Consider the following 19,308-nt stretch of genomic DNA (forward strand, 5'->3'; position numbering starts at 1 on the left):
GAAACCCTTTTTTAATTAATTAATTTGCTTTAATGTTTGTTCAATGTGTTCAAGTGCCTTGTCCCGACCAATTAATTCAATTGATTCTGGTAATTCAGGACCACTCATTTCATGGGTAACGGCAATTCGGATTGGCATCCATAGCTTCCGACCCTTAATCTTAGTGTCCTTTTGAACCGCCTTGATTGTTTTTAGAATTTCAACCTTGTCAAAGATATCTAATTCCTTGGCCCGCTTAGCAAATTCCTCTAATACCACTGGAGCGGTATCGTTACTAATTTCTTCAAGCGCGTCTCCAGATACTTGATCTGGTTCGTGGAAAAAGACATCAGCCATTTCGTTGATTTGAGCCATGTAACTCATTTGTTGTTTGTAGACATTAATTAACTTTCGAGCCCATTCCACCGTCTTAGCATCTGGATTGGCAGGAATGTTGCCCTTTGCAATTAATTGGCGCAGTGCTAGATCCATCACAACATCTTCGTCGCTTGATTTAACGTATTGGTTATTGATCCATTCCAACTTTTTGTTATCAAACTTAGCGGGTGACTTACTCAACCGCGTGTAGTCGTACATCTTAATGAATTGTTGTTTGGAGAAGATTTCATCTTCTCCCACTGGAGACCAACCCAATAGGGTAATGAAGTTAAACATTGCATCAGGAAGGTATCCCAAGTCACGGTATTGTTCAATAAATTGGATGATGGATTCATCCCGCTTACTTAACTTCTTACCGGAATCAGCGCTGGTAATTAAACTCATGTGGCCGAACTTAGGTGCATCCCAACCAAAAGCATCGTAAATCATTAATTGCTTAGGGGTGTTTGAAACGTGGTCATCCCCTCTAAAGACGTGGCTGATTTCCATTAAGTGGTCATCCACTACAACGGCAAAGTTGTAGGTTGGCATTCCGTCCCGCTTAGCAATTACGAAGTCCCCACCAATACTGTCGGAATTAAATGATAACGGTCCCTTAACCATATCGTCCCACTTGTAGTCGTGGTTCTTTGGCACCTTAAACCGAATTACTGGCTTGAGACCCTTAGCCTTAGCGTCAGCAATCTTTTGGTTCTTTTCATCTTCGGTCATGCCCTCAAATTCATATTCGTAGTGGGGCATCACACCACGGGCCTTTTGTTCTTCCCGGTCAGCAGCTAATTCTTCTTCCGTCCGGTATGATTCATAGGCCTTGCCTTCATCCAATAATTTTTGAATTAGTGGTTCGTAAATGGAACGCCGTTCTGATTGACGGTATGGTCCGAAGTCACCAGGCTTATCAGGACCTTCATCCCAATCTAACCCTAACCACTTTAAATTATCTAACTGACTAATTTCCCCGTCAGCAACGTTTCGTTTTGTATCAGTATCTTCAATTCTGATAATGAACTTACCCTTATTATGACGGGCAAAAAGATAATTGAAAATTGCAGTTCTAGCATTTCCAATGTGTAAGTGTCCAGTAGGACTTGGTGCGTATCTAACTCGAATCGAATTCTTAGCCAATTCTATTCCCCTCTTTTACTAAAATCGTTATTAATTATAACATATTCTTAACTTTTTGCCTGACTATTACTCACCCTTATTTTTGCAGGGCCACCGAAAGGGCCTCGCGGAGAGTTGCTACCCCAACTACCTGAATCCCAGTGGGAGGTGTCCATCCACTAAGGTTATTTTTAGGCACTAGCACCCGTTTGAATCCTAACTTCTGGGCTTCTGCCACCCGCTGTTCAATCCTAGTGACCCGTCTAATTTCACCGGTCAATCCAATTTCACCAATGTAGCATTCGGATGGCTCGGTCCCGAGATCCTTGTAACTAGAGGCAATGCTCACTGCCATTGCTAAATCAATGGCTGGTTCATTTAATTTTACACCACCAGCAGCTTTCAAGTAAGCATCTTGATTTTGTAACATCAATCCAGCCCGTTTTTCCAGGACCGCCATGATTAACGACACCCGATTGCGATCCAGCCCCGATGCCGTTCGCTGGGCGTTGCCGAAGATGGACGGGGTAATTAGTGCCTGAATTTCAACTAGGATGGGCCGAGTCCCCTCCATCGAAACCACGATGGCCGATCCAGTGGCATCCCGCAACCGTTCCTCTAGAAAAATCTCGGATGGATTCCGAACTTCCTTTAAACCACCTTCACGCATTTCAAAAACGCCTAACTCATTGGTTGATCCAAACCGATTCTTTACCGCCCGCAATAACCGGTAGGAATGGTGCATGTCACCTTCAAAGTAAAGCACCGTATCTACCATGTGTTCCAAAGTCTTCGGTCCCGCTAAGGCTCCGCCCTTGGTAACGTGGCCGACAACAAAGATCGTAATTCCCTTGGACTTAGCAATGTTCATTAAGTCGGACGTAATGCCGCGCACCTGAGCCACCGAACCAATTGCGGACTGAATTGCTGGTTCTTCAACCGTTTGGACCGAATCAATCACAACCGCAGCTGGTTTTAACTCCTCAATCGAATGCCGAATTGCATCCATATCAGTTTCTGGATAAATGTAGAGCTGGTCACTAGCTACGCCCAATCGATCGGCTCTTAGCTTAATCTGATTAGCACTTTCTTCACCAGAAACGTAGAGCATCTTATGGCCAGTGCTGCTCAGTTCGCCTGAAATTTGCAATAACAACGTTGATTTACCAATCCCAGGGTCCCCACCAATTAAAATTAGCGAACCCGGAACGATGCCGCCCCCTAAAACACGATTAAATTCTTCTGAGTTAGTCTTAACCCGCATTTCAGTGTGGGACTTGATCTGACCAACTAACTCTGGCTTAGTGGCACTACCGTCAAAATCAGTCCGGCTTGGCGAAATTTTTTTAGCACTGCTAGTAGTCCCTGATTGTGGCTTTACAATCTCTTCCACTAACGTATTCCACCTCCCGCAATTCGGGCACCGACCTAAAAAGCGCGGTGAAATGTAGCCGCAGTTATCACAAACGTATTGGGTCTTTACCTTTGCCACATAAACATCCCTTCCTATTTACCAGATGATCCAAAGCCACCAGCCCGTTGCTGAGCTTGACTTTGGTCATCACTATCAGCCACTAAGAATGGCATAAAGATTCCCTGGGCGATTCGTTCACCCTTTTTGATTTTACGATCAACCAGGCCAAAATTAATCATTTGAACAAAAATTTCTCCCTCATTATTAGGATTATCATAGTAATCGGCATCAATAACCCCAATCCCATTTGGGAGGTACATTCCCCGCTTAAGCGGATTGCTGGAACGGTTAGCAATGATTAACACTTCATTATCATTCATATAGGCCTTGATTCCAGTGGGTACTAAGTATGGCTTCAAAATCTGCTTAGCATCATCCAACTGTTCATCACTAACCGCTTGTGAATGCCGGATGGCCCACAATACCTTTAAGAAGTTGAGTTTCCAAATCGATGGCAGCGTAAAATCCTCAGCGCTGGCAAAGTCATACCCAGCAGCTTGTTTGGTAGCCCGAAATGGTAAACTTAGCCCCTGATTCTTATATTTGGTTACAATTTGAAATCCACGATTCATCATTTCACGTCCCTAATTAGAATTAATAACCAGATTATACTATCATCTGATTTTTAAATCAGTACCCACCAATCATTTACGTAAAATAATTCAAATTAATTAGATTTTGCTAAAAGTTTTAGGCAATTATCAATAAATGTTAAATCTTAAATTGCTTATTGAATGATTTTTTGAGACAATTATTGTTAACGAATAAATGTGTTGGAATTTAATCGATTGATTAATATAGTTCTTGAAGTTGACAGTGCACTTATTAAATTCTAGAGGGGCAGACGAGATGAACCAAGACGATTTAAAAAAAATAGTTGGGATTGAAGCTGTGAAATACGTTGAAGATGGGATGACCGTTGGGTTAGGAACTGGTTCAACTGTAAAGTATCTGGTCGAGGCGTTAGGGGAACGTGTTAAAAACGAACACCTAAACATCATTGGAGTTCCTACCTCAAATCGAACCGCTAAACGAGCAACTCAATTGGGCATTATCATTAAGGATATTGACCAAGTTGATCACATTGACCTAACCATTGATGGCGCTGACCAAATCGATGCAAACTACCAGGGAATCAAGGGTGGTGGCATTGCCCATCTTAGGGAAAAAATCGTGGCAATTAACTCCCGGAAAAACATTTGGATCGTTGATGAATCCAAGTTAACCAAACAGCTTGGTTCATTCCCACTTCCAGTTGAGGTAATTCCATATGGAAGTCAACAACTATTCAAAAAGTTTAAAAAGCGCGGCTATAACCCCAAGTTTAGAATGGATGGGAATCGGTTTATCTTAACCCATTCAAAAAACTATATTATTGACCTCGGACTGGGTAAAATTGGTGATCCTCATAAGCTGGCTAGAAACCTAAAGGATATGACCGGGGTTGTTGAACATGGATTGTTCTTAGACCTAGTAAATACAATTATTGTCGGCCACCCAGATGGTCCCCAAACGATTCAAGCTAGATAAGAAATGATAAATAAAAAGCAAAGCTGCGTGGTTTTGTTTTTTATTTATCATTTTTTTGTTGTACAATATGGATATTGCTTGATATTAAATTAGGGAGTGAATCGAATGAGTAAAAGTATCCATTCAGATGATATCAAAAACTATCAATCTGATTTAGAAAAACGTAAAGATGCAAAGGTTATTGAACGTGCTGTTTCACACCAAGGGGTTAATGCAGTCAGCGCTAACTACAGTTCAGAAGTTGCCAACAAGCCCGTTTTCTCAATTGAACTAGAAACCGGCGACGTTGCTAACCAAAAGCGCAGTGGTCGTTGTTGGACGTTCGCTGCCTTAAATACTCTTCGTCACAAGGTTGCAAATGAATTCAACCTAAAGGGTAATTTTGAGCTATCCCAAAACTACATTAACTTCTGGGACAAGTTTGAAAAGTCAAACTTCTTCTTAGAAAACATTCTAAACACCGCTGATAAGAAACGGACTTCTAGAAAAGTATCCTTCTTACTTGCCGCTCCACAACAAGATGGTGGCCAATGGGATATGCTTTGTGCCTTAGTTGAAAAATACGGGGTTGTTCCTCAATCAGCAATGTCTGAAACCTTTAACAGTAATAACTCTGCTGATCTAAACAGCGTTTTAAACTTAAAGCTTAGAAGAGATGCAATGATTTTGAGAAACCTCGTTAACGACGGTGCCGCAAAAGATAAAATTGCCGAAAAGAAGGATCAAATGCTTAACGAAATCTACCGCGTATTAGTATACGCCTTAGGTGAACCAGTTAAGAAGTTTGATTTTGAATACCGGGATAAGGATAACAACTACCATATCGCTAAGGACCTTACTCCTAAGAAATTCTACGAAAAATACATCAAGCTTGATTTGGAAGACTACGTTTCAATCATTAACTCCCCTACTGACGACAAGCCTTACAAGCAAACATACACTGTTGAATTGTTAGGAAACGTTGTTGGTGGAAGACAAGTTAAGCATTTAAACCTTTCAATCGATGACTTTGAAAAACTAGCTGTTAAGCAACTTAAGAATGGTGAAACTGTTTGGTTTGGTAGTGATGTTGGCCAAGCTTCCGACCGTCAACAAGGAATCATGGACGACAAGCTTTACTCCAGAGCCGAACTATTTGATACCGACCTTAGCTTAACTAAGGCTGAACAATTAGACTACGGTGAAAGTGTAATGGACCATGCAATGGTTATTACCGGAGTGGATTTAGTTGACGGCAAGCCAACTAAGTGGAAGGTTGAAAACAGTTGGGGTAAGAAAGTTGGAACTGATGGTTACTTCGTAATGAGTGAATCATGGTTCAGAAAGTTCGCTTACCAAGTTGTTATCAATAAGAAATACCTTTCAGATGAATTAAAGAAGGCCCAAGAAAAAGACCCAATCGTCTTAGATCCATGGGATCCAATGGGAACTCTTGCTTAATAACTGAAATTAAAATCGTTTTCCTGCTAGGCGGAAATAATCGAGACTTGCTCGGTTAGCTCCGCCTAGTTTTTATTTACAGGTAAAAGGGCCACCCGCCAGTTAAACTGGTAGGTGACCCTTATTATCTATAGGATTTGTTTATTAACAATGTTCAGTTGCCCATCCAATTCATATTGAATCGGGGCCCCATTGAGAACCTCAACCTTATCAATCGATTGATCGTCAATTCTTTCTAGATACTTAATTAACGCTCGTAGTGTACTCCCATGGGCAATCACCAGTTGGTTATGGTTATCCAACAATCGGGGCGCAATCGAATCCACCCAGTAAGGCATAATGCGTTCATACGCCATTTTGAGACTCTCTCCTAGCGGTTCTAACACCCCTAGTCGTTCGTAACGGTAATCATGGTCCCGCTGTTTTAAGAGTGGTGGGACCGCATCAAAGCTACGCCGCCACTGCACAAACTGGGCTTCCCCTACCCGTTGCTTAACAGCCTGCTTATTTTGCCCCCGAAGGGCTCCATAGTGCCGTTCATTTAGCCGCCATGACTTGTGTTCATCAATAAACGCTTGTTCAATCTCATCTAAAACAATATTGGTGGTGTCAATTGCTCGAATTAAAAAGGAAGTGTGAACATCACTGAACAAAGTCCCAGTTGCTCTAATCTTCTGACCAGCAACATGGGCTTGAGCAATTCCATTATCGGTCAATGGAACGTCATTCCATCCGGTAAAAACATTATTAGCATTGGCTAAACTTTCCCCATGCCGCATTAAAGTTAAAAGCACCATTAATCCCACACTTTCCATGTTAGTTATTCAATAGCATCCTTCATTTCAGAACGATTCGTTTTAGTCTGGTTACCCATAAAGGTAATGACCGAGCTAATCAAAATAATGATAATCCCAATGATTGTGTTAATGGACAGCGTTTCATGTAATATCAATAACGCTAAGATGGGGGCAAGCCCTGGCTTGATGAAGAAGACCAGTGACGCCATTGAAACTCCACCACGATCCATGGCTAAAAAGTAAAATGCAAATCCGCCTCCGGTAACACAAACACAAATAAATAGTAAAATCCAAAAATAATGGGGACTAACATTCTGTAGCACTGGAATATCAGCAAACGGTCTTGTGAAACTAGCAGCTTTTAGACCGTTTGAAACGAATGGAATTTTAGAAATTAAAGTTAACCCAAACAATTCAATCGAGCCAGCAATAAACGTGTAACAAGTCATTGTTAGTCCATCAAACCCACTTACCACTGAAGACCAGCGTGATACGATACTATAGAGCCCGAAGGTAACTGCAGAGCCCACCGCTAGTGAAATTCCCAACGGATTCGTAAGTTTAGTGGGGTTAACAATTACTAATAATCCCACTATTGATAATAGCATTGAAATCAAATTCAAGCGACCAATTCGTTCTCGTAAAATTATAAACGCAAATAACAATGCAAATACCGGATTACAACTGAATAATACGGCAACCGTTGCTGCTTCATCATGCTCAATTGCCAGTTGATAAAGTGTCATACTTACGATCACACATAGAAAACCAGTTAATGCAAATACTAAAAAATCCTTCTTGGTAAACTGCTGATCATTATCATGATTATGCTTGATTGCAATCGGGAGTAACACTAACCCCCCAATAAAAAATCGAATCAAATTTAACTGAATTGGTGAAAAAACACCCTGCACACTCTTTAGCGCAATTTCCATCGAACTAAACATGAAAGTTGAAATTAAAACATACAAAAGAGTCTTTCGCAAAACAAAGTCGCTTCCTTATCTAATATTGATTAATCTAAAACTTTTGGACCAACGTCATTAAAATTGGAATCACAATTAAGCTCAACAACGTTGTTTCAGTTACCATTAACGATGCGTACTTATCATCGGCATTGTATAGTTTAGAAACTACCGGTGCATTCGTCATTACTGGCATTGCTGATTGTAAAATAAACACCTGCTTCATTAAAATGGGCATCGAAGTAAACGTTACAAGCAATGTCATTAGCAAGGGAGCCATAATGAACCGACCTAATAAAATTCCCCAGTTAAGCCGGTTAAACTTAACGTCTTGAATGCTGACCTTTGAAACAGCGATTCCAATAAAGAGCATCGATAGTGGCGTAGTTAGGCCACCGACGTAGTCACAACTCTCTAAGAATGATTTCAAAATGGGGTGAACAATTTGAATTTTCGGAATGTCCAATAAAACCATAATTACAGCAACAATAAAGCCAAGCAATGGTGGCGAGAAAACTTTCCTTAGGGTTTGCTTTAAATTAAATTTACTATCAGCGTCCCCATCCCGTTGAATTAAATAGACCCCAAGCGTCCAAAAGAACGTCGTGTTAGCCATGTAGTAAACTAGCACGTATGGCAGGCTTCGGTCCCCAAATAACGCTAGGTTAACTGGGAGCCCAACGAAAACAGTGTTGGAATTAAAAAACATTGATTCAAAAAGGCCCCGGTGGTACTTAGCAATCCGTAACGCCCTTGCAACCGCCACTGAAATTCCAAATAAAATTAACATTGAGATTACTGGAAATCTCAAGTCCGGTAACGTATGTAAAAGGGTTTTGGCCGTAAACTTACTAGTAATTGTACTGATCATGTAAGCTGGTAAGGCAACCTGGGTAACAATCTTAGCAATAAGCTTAGTTGATTTATCATCAAACCAACCCCGCTTTGCTAGGAAGAATCCCAACAAAATCATTAGTAGAATCACAACGATTCCAGAAATACTATTCTCAAAAACTGCCAAATAAAACCACATCCAATCTTTAAATGTAAGTTAGAATTATAATTTGAATTATAGCATAAAATTAGCTAATATTTTTTATCCTGCTTGAATGTTAAATATTAAATTGATGTTAAATATGGCAATCTCGGTTGTGATTCAACTCGATTTTTCTTATAATGCAAACATATTGTTTAAAATCGAAACCAAAATATATAATGGGGTAAGTAAAATATGAACAATTCAAACGAAAATAATGATTATAAACGGCGTGAGGAGCGAACCCATTTTAAAAAACGGACTCATAAAAAATTATGGACGTTTATCATTATCTTATTGATTATCTTAACAGCTGGGCTAATTTACCTATATAACGCTTATAATAGCGCTCAGAAAACTTTTGATAAGACTTTCGAAGCTGGTGACACCCACAAGCTACGGAATGTATCTTCAGTAATTAATAAGGATAAACCCTTCTCAGTCCTCCTGTTAGGGACTGATACCGGGGCATTGGGTCGTGATGACATGGGTCGGACCGATACGATGATGGTTGTTACAGTTAACCCGAAGAAGGAAAACATTTCAATCACAAGTATCCCTCGTGATACCAAGGTTACCGTTCCTGGTGACTCCCAACCATACGAAAAGATTAACGCCGCTTATACGATTGGGGGTCCATCAACCGCCGTTCAAACGGTTCAAAACCTTCTAAACGTTCCAATTGATTTTTACGCCATCATTAATATGGGCGGTCTAGAAAAAATGGTCAATGCAGTTGGAGGAGTCGAAGTGAACCCGCCACTAACGTTTAAATATGGTAATGCTAACGTGGTGAAGGGCCAAAAAGTGACCTTAAATGGTAAGCAAGCACTTGATTATTCCAGAATGCGGCACGAAGATCCAACTGGTGATTACGGTCGCCAAAAGCGGCAACGAGAAGTTCTTCAAAAGCTAGTGCTTAAAGCAATGAAAATTTCTTCATTACCTCGTTACAAGGAAATTCTAGAATCACTTAATGGAAACCTCAAAACCGACATTACATTTAACGACATGGTATCAATGCGGGCCCGTTACGGGGATGCAACCCACCACATTAAATCAGATACCCTCCAGGGTGAGGATGCTACTATTGACGGAATTGATTACCAAGTAGCTCCCGAAAACGAACTATTACGGGTTTCAAACTACATCCGGAAAAACTTAAACCTAAGCTCAATTTCTAGTTTATCATCAACGCAAAGTTCAACCGATGATGATGGAAGCGGCACGGGAACGACTACGGATGGGACGTCGACTAGTACAGACGGTACTACTTCACAAACATATAATTCTAGTTCAACCACAACTGGATATTAAAAAATACCGATCAGGGTAATTTCCCTGGTCGGTATTTTATTTATCAATAATTATTTGGTAATTTCATCCATATCTAAGCCTAACGCTTCAGCAACTCGTTGACCATATTCATGATCAGCATTATAAAACTGACGGGTTTCTAAGACTTTATTTTCATGGCTTTTAACGGTTCCAAGGGTCCCCTTAATTGTATCAACCAAACGGTCTTGTTCTTCAGGTGTCATTACCCGATAAAGTGCTCCGGCATCTGAATAGTAATCTACATCATAGGTCTTGTAGTTGCCAGCATCCCCTTCAACCTTAAATGGCTTAATGTTAGCATGGGGATCTTCAACTGGGCCCCCTTCACCATTTGGTTCATAGTTAACGGCGTTGTCTTGACCTTGAGCCATGAATCCATCCCGTTCATAGTTTTTAGGACGGCCATTCTTAGGGCGATTAATTGGTAGTTGTTCATAGTTAGCCCCTAATCTGTATCGTTCTGCATCCTTATATGCAAATAAACGGCCTTGCAGTAGTTTATCTGGTGATGCTTCGATTCCAGGGACTAAGTTAGCAGGTGAAAAGGCAGCTTCTTCAACATCATCGAAGTAGTTCGTTGGGTTTTCATTTAAAGTGAATTCCCCAACTTCTTGAAGTGGGTAGTCAGCATGGTTTACTACTTTGGTAACATCAAAGATATCCTTCTTGTAGTTCAACCCTTCTTCGTAAGGAATGATTTGAACCATTACCTTCCACTTAGGGTAGTCACCCTTATCAATTGCATCGTAGAGGTCATGGAGTAAGAAATCGGTATCCTTGGAAGCTGTTTTCGCTGCAGTTTCGTTGGACATGTTTTTTACCCCTTGTTCGCTCATAAAGTGATATTTAACCCAAAATGCTTCGCCCTTAGCGTTCACCCATTTATAAGTGTGGCTACCATAACCATTCATCTCGCGATAACTAGCTGGATTCCCACGATCACCCATTAAGTAGGTAACCTGGTGAACTGATTCAGGAGAGTGCGCCCAGAAGTCCCATTGCATATCTTGGCTTCTTAAGTGGGTGTCTGGTTCCCGCTTTTGAGAGTGAATAAAGTCTGGAAACTTCAATGGATCGTTAACGAAGAACACTGGCGTATTATTTCCTACCACATCGTAATTTCCATCATTCGTGTAGAATTTTAATGCAAATCCCCGAACGTCCCGTTCAGTATCAGGGTAACCAGATTCACCAGCCACTTGTGAAAACCGAATAATCATTGGGGTTTCCTTGCCTGGTTTGCCGTTAAATAAATCAGCTTTAGTGTACTTACTCATGTCATGCGTGAGCTTAAAGACACCCTTAGCCCCAGCACCCTTGGCATGAACAACCCGTTCTGGGATTCTTTCCCGATTAAAATGGGCTAATTTTTCTAATAGTTGGTAGTCTTGCATTAAAACAGGGCCACGGTTTCCAGCTGTTTGCGAATGATTATTATCGGCCCATGGTTGGCCTTCAGCTGTTTTGATCTTATCTGTCATGTGAACCACTCCTTTTAATATATAAAACATCTGTTACAGATTAAATGGTAACACGGTGTCACTTTTTTAACAAATAAAAAGGCCACAAAAAAAGCTGAAGCTGATGTGCACTCTAAAGTTCATACATTAATATTTTATTTTTCCTAGGCGGAAAAGTTCCCGGTAATGGATAGGGGACTTCCTGCCTATTTTTTAGTCTGATTATAATTATCCTTAGATTCGTATGCAGTTTCCATTACTTCTGCTTTCATCATATGTAAAAATGATTCCATGGGAAAGTTATCTAAACAGTCACTCTTCCGAGACATACTATCGATAATTATAAATTGTATAATAGATCACTTTTCTAATTATGTTTATAAAAAAGGTATTCTATTTAACAGATTAGCTAAAATTAATAAAAATAAAGTTGATTTATTTTCAATACTTCCTCTTTACTAATTTTTATTTTATGCTAGGATGATATCATACTCGTTGTTCAAATTGTTTAAGACGCTGCTTATAAGAGCAGAATTATAGGTTAGAGTCCTGTACGGGTAATTTTTTAAAATGTGTGTTGCTTAAGGAGTTGTATGTATGAATTTACATGACTTTGTCAAAAAAAATTATGAAAACGGAAACTATGATTTTGCAAAGAAAAATTATGAGAATTATAATTTTTCTGGCGGAATCCCCCAAGGTGTAAACTACAACATGTTTCGCCATCAAAGTAAAGATTTCCAATTAGGATATAATCAAGCATTAAATGATTATAAAATTCGTAACAAATTTAAGCACTACCCTGTAAAACTAATTTATTTAATTAATATGTTATTCAATAACAGAGCAATAGAAATTTATAATTTTGTAAAAGGATACTCGCTAGCAAAAAATACATTAAGAAGAAAAAAAGCTCATTTATAATGCTTAAATAATTTTGATTCCAATTATTTAATAAACGATTATAACCAAGTACAACACCCCTGATAAAAGAAGAAATTCATCACAACTAATCATAAAACAGCCCACAGAGGAGAGGACACTAATGTTCAATTCTGTGGGCTTTAAATTTATCCAAAGGATTGTCAAATCATTCAACTTTATCTAACCATATGTAACCCCTCCTACCAATATAGTTAGACATCCTCTTATATGGATTCTTTGCGTCTTATTCAATCTAGTTATTTAACCGATTCAACAAACACTAATGTAATTATAGATCATTTTGATATAGACAACAGCGACGTTACAACTGATGCTAGACTATATTTAGCCATACAAAAACACCCCTAAGTTTTGTACAAACTTAGGGGTGCAGTGCAAAAACGTAAAATTACGTTTCAGCTTTTTAATTAGTGCGGCCAAGAGGACTCGAACCTCCACCGGGAAAACTCCCGACAAGATCCTTAATCTTGCGCGTCTGCCAATTCCGCCATGGCCGCATGTGAAAATCAACATATATAAATATATCAAATTTTCACGGAATAAGCAACTATTTTTTTAGAATTATTCTCCACGAACGGTTGCCCCTTCACGGTCTAAAGCCATTACGCGAACCTTTCCTTCCAATCGTTTATCAGTTCTCAACTGATCCCGGAGCTTGATTAGTTCATCCCGTTTGCCAAGGGAAACAATGACCGGACCACTTCCACTAATAAAGGTTCCATAAATGCCCAATGCATGGGCTGCAGTCTGAATTAAATCTAAATTATCCTGATCGCGTTTTAGGTTCTGTTCCCCAAAATAACGGCCCTCAATTAGGGTTGATGCAACCGGCCAGTTATCAGTCATTAACGCAGCTAATAGTAGGTTCGCGTCGTTACTATTTGCTAATGCCGTCTGGCTATCAATTTGCGTGGGGAGTTCAATTTTACCCACTTTTCCGCGGGGCATTATAAACATTAATGCGGAGATGTCTGGCATTTTAGTTTTAATTGCGGTCAGCTTTTCGTTATGAACCTGTGAAACCGTTAATTCACCTAAAAATCCAGCAGCTACGTTTTCTGAATGCCGCTCCATTTTATTCGCAATCTGCATTTGATCATCTATGGAAAGTTTTAAGTCCCCCAATGCATTTGCAATTTTTATTCCAACAATCACAGCAGTGGTACTAGAACCGAGGCCATGCTCTACTGGAATATCGGACATTACCGTTAGTTGATGGGGATGAATTTTCGGATCTAAATTCAAAATTGTTTGAACAATTAAGTTATTTTCATCATGAGGAATATTTTCGCCCAGTGCGTGGTTAACCCGCCAATAATCAGTTTCTTCTTCAACAATTACAGTGTAATAGAGGTGCAACGCCAAACCAAACGAATTAATTCCTGGTCCTAAGTTAGAAACAGTTGCTGGAACTCGAATAATAATTTTTCCCACTGCGAAAATCACTCCTTAATTATCTTTTTGCAATTAATTTTAACTTACCACGACACTTCCCGCAAACAAACTTACTCGTATTCACCAATCGGTTGCGGCGGTATTGATAATGACATTTTAAACACTCATAGGTGTACTTAGGTTGATCAACTCGGGGAGCAAACTTCAATCCACCCACAGCAGCCAAGAGTTGTTTAAACTCCTTTGTCCGGTGTTGACCACTAAAGCCAGCCAAGTGTAAGTGATAGTGACAAAGCTCGTGTTTAATTACGCCCACCAAAACCGCCTTAGAAAAAACAGTCAGCATTTTAGGGTTAATATCGATATCGTGAGTTTTTAAATAGTAGCGGCCACCAGTTGTTTTTAACCGGGGATTAAAGTAAATCCGGTGCTTAAAAGAACGAGCAAAATATTTTTTGGATATCTGCTCGCATAATCGTTGTAATTCTTGATTGGACAATAATAAGATCTCCTCTTTAGTTATTAATGTAAAATACGCGATAATATTATTATCCAGTTACTAAAAAAACGGGTTTCCCCGCCTTAATTAGCCCACTAAAATTTTTTGGGTGTATTTAATTACTCGTGCAACACTATCGCTTTGAGCGTCTTCAGAATCCTTGAAAGCTCCCTTATCGACCGTGTTATCATCAGGGTTGATACTATCAACCATTTCTTGGCAAGCATCAGCATAATCAGAGTATGCACCTACCAATAACTTGTGCTTTCCAATAATTCTAGCTGGAACTCCTAGAACTTTCAACTTGCGGAGGGTTTCCTTATAAAAAGTAGTCCCATTTTGAAATTTTTCCTTAGTTTCTGCTAGGTTAATTTTGGATAAATCATCCTTATCCAATGCTTTTTTTAGTGGTTCATAGTACTTGGAAAGCTTTTCTCCAGTCTTATCTGTTTCCGTAATTAATTGTGAAACAGTTGGTGCATAGTTACTCATTTTTGCGCCCTTCATATTTATTAACTCCTTTTATTTCCAAAATGTGGAATAGATATTTACAGGTAATTCCCGTTTGTGTTCAGTCTTAATATACCAGTTTTCAATTGTTTCTGCAGCCTTTTGACTAACATCCTTGCCTTCAAGGTAGTCATCGATGTCCGAATAACGAACCCCTAGGGCTGCTTCGTCAGGCAACGCCGGCCGATTATCTTCTAGGTCAGCAGTTGGTACCTTCGTGTAAAGATGCTTAGGCGCATCCAATGCTTCCAGCATCATTTTCCCCTGGCGCTTATCTAGTCGCCATAATGGGGTAATGTCTGCGGCTCCATCACCATACTTAGTGTAAAAACCAGTGACTGCTTCTGCAGCATGGTCAGTTCCAACTACTGCTCCAGCGGTTTCTCCGGCAATTGCATATTGGGCAATCATTCGTTCGCGAGCTTTAATGTTCCCCTTATTAAAATCACTAACTGGGAACCCAGCTCCTTCAACTGCACTTACTGCAGCATCCGCCATTGGCTTAATGTTGACCCGCACGGTTTGGTCTGCCTGCATGTATTCAATTGCATCCATTGCATCAGCTTCATCAGCTTGTTCACCATAGGGAAGCCGAACCGCAATGAATCGATAGTCATCATTACCAGTCTCCGTACGTAATTCACTAATTGCCATTTGGGATAGTTTACCTGCTAATGTAGAATCCTGCCCACCAGAAATGCCTAGAACTAGCGTTTTTAAAAATGAATTTTGCTTAAGATAATCCTTTAAAAATTCAACGCTATTTCTAATTTCTTGGTGCGGATCAATCACTGGTTTTACCTTTAAATCAGCAATAATTTTCTTTTGTAAAGGTCTCATTATTTTGCCCCCCAATTGAAATTTAGTAGTCTAGTTTTTGAACGTAGTCATGAACCTGTTCAATCAAATTCATCTTATTATCCCAACACTTCTTGGATAAGTCCACTGGATAATCCTGTGGATTTAACTGCCGTTTGTATTCAGGCCATAGTGAAGCTAGTGCCTGACTTGCGTGTTCTTGAATCTGATCTAATGATGGCGCATTGTAAACTTGTTTTCCATCTTCAAAGATTGGCTTTAGGATGGGGGTTGCTTCAAAATCAGTCAAGGTCTTATTAATGTAGGTAAACTGCGGATGGAACATGTAAAGGCTGTCTTGGTTTCTAGGATCCTCATCACTTAACGCCACGTAATCACCTTCTGATTTTCCATCAGAATGCTTATTAATCCGCCAGACCTGCTTTTTGCCGGGAGTGGATACCTTTGCAGCGTTATTAGAAATTTTAATCGTATCCCGCATGGTTCCATCTGCCTGTTCAACGGAAACCATCTTATAAACTGCCCCGAGGGCTGGTTGATCAAAGGCGGTAATTAGCTTCGTCCCGACTCCCCAAACATCAATCTTAGCATCTTGCATCTTTAAACTAGTAATCGTATTCTCATCAAGGTCGTTTGAAGCAATAATCTTAGTATCCTTAAAACCGGCGGCATCTAACATTTCACGAATCCGCTTGGAAAGATAAGCCATATCACCAGAATCAATTCTAACCCCGGAAAAGTTAATCTTATCGCCCATTTCCTTAGCGACCCTAATCGCATTCGGAACCCCACTCTTAAGTGTGTCATAGGTATCCACCAAAAAGACGCAGTTCTTGTGGGTTTCAGCATATGCCTTAAACGCATCGTAATCATGTCCAAAGGTTTCAACTAGTGAATGGGCATGGGTCCCACTGATTGGAATCCCAAACGATTGACCAGCTAACACGTTAGAAGTGGAATTAAAGCCCCCAATGTATGCCGCTCTAGTTCCCCAAAGGGCAGCGGATGTTTCTTGAGCCCGTCTAGAACCAAATTCCATTAGCGAATCGTTACCAACTGCCTGTCTAATCCGGGATGCTTTCGTAGCGATTAACGTTTGATAGTTAACGATATTTAAGATGGCAGTTTCTACTAACTGACATTCAGCAAGACTACCTTCCACCTGCATGATTGGTTCGTTATTAAAAACCAAATCACCTTCCTGAGCGGATCGAATGGTTCCCTTAAATTTAAAGTTACGTAAGAAATCTAAAAATTCAGAAGTGTATTCACCATGCCCACTTAGGTATTGAATATCAGCATCTGTAAAATGAAGATTATTAATATAATCAATTACATGCTCTAGTCCAGCAAAAACTGCATAACCATTTTCAAACGGCATCTTTCTAAAGAAGACTTCAAAAACCGCTCGGCGATTTTGCATTTTTTTAGAAAAATAAGTCTGCATCATATTGATTTCATAATCATCAGTATGAAGCGTTAAATTTGTATAGTCTTTTAGTGACATCTGTATTTACACCTCAAAAATAATCTTTGATAAACAAATTCAATCAATTATAATTAACATTATACATTGAAAGGATGGTTTTATTGAACGATAAGCTAAAAACGACCTCAATTTTAAATGTTTCATATATTAATACTAACTTTACCTATTTTTTACAAATTATTCAAGCTAGAATTAACCAAAGAGAAAACACCTTTATCGCTACCGTAAATCCCGAAATTGCTTACTACGCCCACCAAAACCCCAAATATCAATCAATCTTATCAAGTGCTGACTTTGTCACTCCTGATGGAATTGGCATTATTAAAGCGTCAGAAATGATCGGGCAACCAATTCAGGAACGCATTACTGGATTTGACATCTTTAAAGCTCTCCTAGAGTGGGGAAGCCAAAATAACAAGTCCGCATATTTTGCAGGGGCAAAACCCGACGTAATTAACGATTTAAAGGTTGTTTTAAAATCACAATATCCAGGCATTAAAATTAGCGGGATTCGTGATGGCTATTTTAAATCGGATCAAGAAGTCGCATCAGAAATTAAAGATCAACAACCTGATATGGTCTTTTTAGCATTAGGGTCTCCCAAACAAGAAGCATTTATTGCGAAGTATCGACACTTAAATAACGGATTATGGATTGGATTAGGCGGTAGTTTTGACGTCCTCTCAGGCAATGTAAAACGGGCGCCGCAATTTTGGATTAACCACCACTTAGAATGGCTCTATCGGTTAATTAAGGAACCTAGTCGCTTACCTAGGATAATGATCATTCCCAAGTATTTAAAATTAGTTCGTAAATCAAAATAAAGTCGTAGTTGATGAAAAGTTCAACTACGACTTTATTTTTCGAGATAAAATTCAAATCGTTTCCCTACGTACTGTGTCCGAACGTATTCAAATGGTAATCCATTTTGTAAATAGGTAATTTGACGTAACTGTAGAATAGAATCACCCTTCTTTACATCCAGGTAATTAGCAATTCGTTCAGAAGCTAGCATCGCTGAGACCGTTTGATGCGCTTTTCTTGGAATCAGGTCCTTTTTCTCTTCAAGGGCACGATATAATGAACTAGTAACATCTGACTTACTAAGCCCATCCACAATTCGCTCGGGGACGGTAGCAACTTCAAAGCAAATTGGCACTCCATCACCATAGCGAATTCTCTCCATTCTTAATACCTTGTCATCTTGATTGATCTTTAGCTTTTCCATTTCACTAAGTGATGGTGCCATTACGTGATAAGAGATGGTTTTGCTATCTGGCTGTTTCCCCTGAGAGACCATAATATCAGTAAAACTAGTAACTCCGGACATTTTTTCTTGAACCTTTGAACTAGCAACGAAAGTTCCAGAGCCAACATGTTGTTCTAAAATTCCTTCATCAACTAGTGTCTGTATAGCCTGTCTCAACGTCATCCTGCTAACGTTAAAATAACTAGCAAGCTCGCGTTCAGAAGGAATCCGATCACCGATTAACCATTCTTTATCTTCAATTTTGCGTTTAATGACATTATGAATTTGAATATAAATAGGCGAACTCAAGTTATCAATCCCCTCTAATTTAAATTATTATCACCATTATAAAACAACTGCACTAAAAAAGCTGATTAACATATTAGTTAATCAGCTTTAAGATTGGGCTAGCTGGGTTCGAACCAGCGCATCACGGGATCAAAACCCGTTGCCTTACCACTTGGCTATAGCCCAATAATATGGAGGGGAGTGGATTCGAACCACCGAACCCGAAGGAGCGGATTTACAGTCCGCCGCGTTTAGCCAGACTTCGCTACCCCTCCGAAATGTAGAAGTATCGTATCAAACGACAATTAATATAATACCTAAATACAGCCTAATAGTCAATAGCAAATTATGATTTTTTTGCAATTTAATGAACTAAGTGGCTATATTTATGCCGGCTGCAGGACTTGAACCTGTGACCCTCGGTTTACGATACCGATGCTCTACCAGCTGAGCTAAGCCGGCATGAAATATAACAGAAAAGTGCTAACCAAAGTTAGCACTCTATCAAATTATAACTCCGGCAGGCGGGCTCGAACCGTCGACAACCTGATTAACAGTCAGGTGCTCTACCAACTGAGCTATGCCGGAATAA

The 19,308-nt window shown here is 39.7% G+C and carries 18 protein-coding genes and 5 tRNA genes; 5 read left to right on the forward strand and 18 right to left on the reverse strand.

Annotation, left to right across the window (positions count from 1 at the left end; genetic code table 11):
* Window positions 1-15: 15 nt before the first annotated feature.
* The 3 genes from gltX to HZL42_RS06585 all read right to left on the reverse strand — a co-directional run bounded on the left by gltX (window position 16) and on the right by HZL42_RS06585 (window position 3,528).
* Window positions 16-1,503, reverse strand: coding sequence for a glutamate--tRNA ligase (gene gltX / locus HZL42_RS06575; protein ID WP_219282786.1), 1,488 nt, complete (start codon window positions 1,501-1,503; stop codon window positions 16-18).
* A gap of 76 nt (window positions 1,504-1,579) precedes the next feature.
* Complete coding sequence (gene radA, locus HZL42_RS06580) at window positions 1,580-2,974, reverse strand: DNA repair protein RadA (protein ID WP_219282787.1); 1,395 nt, start codon at window positions 2,972-2,974, stop codon at window positions 1,580-1,582.
* A 14-nt stretch (window positions 2,975-2,988) separates the two neighbouring features.
* Window positions 2,989-3,528 (reverse strand): dUTP diphosphatase, encoded by a 540-nt coding sequence (locus HZL42_RS06585; protein ID WP_219282788.1) that lies wholly within the window; start codon window positions 3,526-3,528, stop codon window positions 2,989-2,991.
* A gap of 277 nt (window positions 3,529-3,805) precedes the next feature.
* On the opposite strand from HZL42_RS06585, the gene rpiA reads away from it, so the two are divergent.
* Both rpiA and HZL42_RS06595 read left to right on the forward strand, forming a co-directional pair.
* Window positions 3,806-4,486 (forward strand): ribose-5-phosphate isomerase RpiA, encoded by a 681-nt coding sequence (rpiA, locus tag HZL42_RS06590; protein ID WP_219282789.1) that lies wholly within the window; start codon window positions 3,806-3,808, stop codon window positions 4,484-4,486.
* 105 nt (window positions 4,487-4,591) lie between these two features.
* Window positions 4,592-5,926, forward strand: a complete 1,335-nt coding sequence (locus tag HZL42_RS06595; protein WP_219282790.1) for an aminopeptidase C — start codon at window positions 4,592-4,594, stop codon at window positions 5,924-5,926.
* Between the two features lie 128 nt (window positions 5,927-6,054).
* On the opposite strand, the gene HZL42_RS06600 is transcribed toward HZL42_RS06595, so the two are convergent.
* The 3 genes from HZL42_RS06600 to HZL42_RS06610 are packed head-to-tail and all read right to left on the reverse strand — an operon-like array spanning window position 6,055 to window position 8,709.
* Window positions 6,055-6,723, reverse strand: coding sequence for a 2,3-diphosphoglycerate-dependent phosphoglycerate mutase (locus tag HZL42_RS06600; RefSeq protein ID WP_219282880.1), 669 nt, complete (start codon window positions 6,721-6,723; stop codon window positions 6,055-6,057).
* Between the two features lie 23 nt (window positions 6,724-6,746).
* A complete protein-coding gene (locus HZL42_RS06605) occupies window positions 6,747-7,709 on the reverse strand; it encodes a DMT family transporter (RefSeq protein ID WP_219282791.1) in 963 nt (320 codons plus the stop codon).
* Between the two features lie 34 nt (window positions 7,710-7,743).
* Window positions 7,744-8,709 (reverse strand): AEC family transporter, encoded by a 966-nt coding sequence (locus HZL42_RS06610; RefSeq protein ID WP_219282792.1) that lies wholly within the window; start codon window positions 8,707-8,709, stop codon window positions 7,744-7,746.
* A gap of 210 nt (window positions 8,710-8,919) precedes the next feature.
* Here HZL42_RS06610 and HZL42_RS06615 point away from each other — a divergent pair, with 210 nt between their 5' ends.
* Window positions 8,920-10,041, forward strand: coding sequence for an LCP family protein (locus tag HZL42_RS06615; protein ID WP_219282793.1), 1,122 nt, complete (start codon window positions 8,920-8,922; stop codon window positions 10,039-10,041).
* Window positions 10,042-10,091: 50 nt separating this feature from the next.
* Here HZL42_RS06615 and HZL42_RS06620 read toward each other — a convergent pair whose 3' ends face one another.
* The gene (locus tag HZL42_RS06620) at window positions 10,092-11,543 is read right to left on the reverse strand and encodes a catalase (RefSeq protein ID WP_219282794.1); all 1,452 of its coding nucleotides are present in this window, start codon (window positions 11,541-11,543) and stop codon (window positions 10,092-10,094) included.
* 576 nt (window positions 11,544-12,119) lie between these two features.
* Between HZL42_RS06620 and HZL42_RS06625 the strand changes: the two genes are divergently transcribed.
* Entirely contained in the window at window positions 12,120-12,446 is a 327-nt protein-coding gene (locus HZL42_RS06625) for a hypothetical protein (protein ID WP_219282795.1), read from the forward strand.
* 432 nt (window positions 12,447-12,878) lie between these two features.
* On the opposite strand, the gene HZL42_RS06630 is transcribed toward HZL42_RS06625, so the two are convergent.
* The 6 genes from HZL42_RS06630 to HZL42_RS06655 form a co-directional block, all read right to left on the reverse strand.
* Window positions 12,879-12,964 (reverse strand) — tRNA-Leu (locus HZL42_RS06630).
* Window positions 12,965-13,028: 64 nt separating this feature from the next.
* Entirely contained in the window at window positions 13,029-13,901 is an 873-nt protein-coding gene (locus HZL42_RS06635) for a homoserine kinase (protein WP_219282796.1), read from the reverse strand.
* A 19-nt stretch (window positions 13,902-13,920) separates the two neighbouring features.
* Window positions 13,921-14,361 carry a SprT family protein gene (locus HZL42_RS06640; protein ID WP_219282797.1) on the reverse strand — a complete coding sequence of 147 codons (441 nt, stop codon included), beginning with the start codon at window positions 14,359-14,361 and terminating at the stop codon, window positions 13,921-13,923.
* Between the two features lie 87 nt (window positions 14,362-14,448).
* Entirely contained in the window at window positions 14,449-14,868 is a 420-nt protein-coding gene (locus HZL42_RS06645) for a hypothetical protein (RefSeq protein WP_219282798.1), read from the reverse strand.
* Window positions 14,869-14,883: 15 nt separating this feature from the next.
* Window positions 14,884-15,711, reverse strand: coding sequence for an ammonia-dependent NAD(+) synthetase (gene nadE / locus HZL42_RS06650; protein ID WP_219282799.1), 828 nt, complete (start codon window positions 15,709-15,711; stop codon window positions 14,884-14,886).
* Between the two features lie 22 nt (window positions 15,712-15,733).
* Window positions 15,734-17,197 (reverse strand): nicotinate phosphoribosyltransferase, encoded by a 1,464-nt coding sequence (locus tag HZL42_RS06655; RefSeq protein ID WP_219282800.1) that lies wholly within the window; start codon window positions 17,195-17,197, stop codon window positions 15,734-15,736.
* Window positions 17,198-17,271: 74 nt separating this feature from the next.
* Here HZL42_RS06655 and HZL42_RS06660 point away from each other — a divergent pair, with 74 nt between their 5' ends.
* Window positions 17,272-18,003, forward strand: a complete 732-nt coding sequence (locus HZL42_RS06660; protein WP_219282801.1) for a WecB/TagA/CpsF family glycosyltransferase — start codon at window positions 17,272-17,274, stop codon at window positions 18,001-18,003.
* Between the two features lie 32 nt (window positions 18,004-18,035).
* On the opposite strand, the gene HZL42_RS06665 is transcribed toward HZL42_RS06660, so the two are convergent.
* The 5 genes from HZL42_RS06665 to HZL42_RS06685 all read right to left on the reverse strand — a co-directional run bounded on the left by HZL42_RS06665 (window position 18,036) and on the right by HZL42_RS06685 (window position 19,304).
* Window positions 18,036-18,737 (reverse strand): GntR family transcriptional regulator, encoded by a 702-nt coding sequence (locus HZL42_RS06665; protein ID WP_219282802.1) that lies wholly within the window; start codon window positions 18,735-18,737, stop codon window positions 18,036-18,038.
* A gap of 93 nt (window positions 18,738-18,830) precedes the next feature.
* Window positions 18,831-18,902, reverse strand: a tRNA-Gln gene (locus tag HZL42_RS06670).
* 6 nt (window positions 18,903-18,908) lie between these two features.
* Window positions 18,909-18,991, reverse strand: a tRNA-Tyr gene (locus HZL42_RS06675).
* Between the two features lie 114 nt (window positions 18,992-19,105).
* Window positions 19,106-19,178 (reverse strand) — tRNA-Thr (locus HZL42_RS06680).
* Between the two features lie 53 nt (window positions 19,179-19,231).
* Window positions 19,232-19,304 (reverse strand) — tRNA-Asn (locus HZL42_RS06685).
* Window positions 19,305-19,308: the final 4 nt, after the last annotated feature.

The organism is Lactobacillus sp. Sy-1 (assembly GCF_019303535.1).
Classification (GTDB): Bacteria; Bacillota; Bacilli; order Lactobacillales; family Lactobacillaceae; genus Nicoliella.